Source organism: Psychrobacter sp. 1Y4 (assembly GCF_051847555.1).
In genome coordinates this window covers 1-1,048 of sequence record NZ_JBPYDE010000154.1, presented here as the reverse complement: position 1 = coordinate 1,048, position 1,048 = coordinate 1, and the positions used below count along the sequence as shown (strand labels likewise).

Here is a 1,048-nt window from a genome sequence, read left to right as displayed (position 1 = left end):
AACGTAATCCGTACCCAATAATACAAAGCGCTCTGCACCGCCGCCTTCTTCACTCATCAAATACTCAACCGCTGGAATGGCTTGCTGGTTGGGAGCCGCGCCAGTATAAAAGATGTTTTCTGATTGCTCTTGTCCTTCGTACTGTACAGGGTAAAACATCAAGCCGTTCAGCTCTTCAACCACTGGCAATACTGACTTACGCGATACTGATGTCCAACCACCAAAGATGACATCCACTTTATCTTGAGTGAGCAGCTGACGGGCTTTTTCAGCAAACAACGGCCAATCAGACGCAGGGTCTACGACTACTGGCTCTAGTTGCTTACCGAGCACGCCGCCATTGGCGTTGATCTCGTCAATGGTCATGAGTGCAGTGTCTTTTAGCGAGGTTTCAGAAATGGCCATGGTGCCAGATAGCGAGTGCAAGATGCCTACTTTGATCGTGTCGCCATCAGCGGCAGGAGTGGTCGTTGTCTCTGTCGTGGTTTCAGTCGTTGTCTCTGTCGATGCCGCAGTTTCGGCAGGCTTTTGACAGCCAGCGAGGCTCAGACTACCAACGACGGCAATTGCTAGTAACGAAAAGCGTGATTTGATTTTGCCGTGTGATTGAGCGTCAATAAACTGAGGATTGGCTAAAGTTGGTAACGAAAACATGGACATCTCCTAAATAGACACAAAAGATAAAGTACTGCTCCTGAACAGTTATTAAGCGTTCAAGTTCCGTGCCAAGTCAAAAAAGCCAATAATCGCGTAATAATTGAGCAATAAATAAATATTGTCTGTTATTTTCGTTAATTTAGTGCACGATTGTTAATAAGCTGCACCATAACGGGGAAGGAGATGAAAAATTGGTGCAATGTAAAAACAAAGTCACGACATAGAGAAGAGCTGATATAAGCACATAGGTTGCTAAAAGCACTTATTGCTAAAAATCTGCAAAACGGCTACGGTAATGCTTATAGAATAGACATTATTTCACATACTTATCTCATGAATATATTACGCTGACGCCATGATCGATTTCACTTCTAAGGAAAGATATATGAAC

At 43.9% G+C, this 1,048-nt stretch carries 1 protein-coding gene; it reads right to left on the bottom strand.

Features of this window, described 5'->3' with window-relative positions; translation table 11 throughout:
* The coding region (locus tag ACS8FC_RS14920; protein WP_439297348.1) for a transporter substrate-binding protein at positions 1-654 on the bottom strand (654 nt) is incomplete at its 3' end.
* Between the last annotated feature and the right edge of the window lie 394 nt (positions 655-1,048).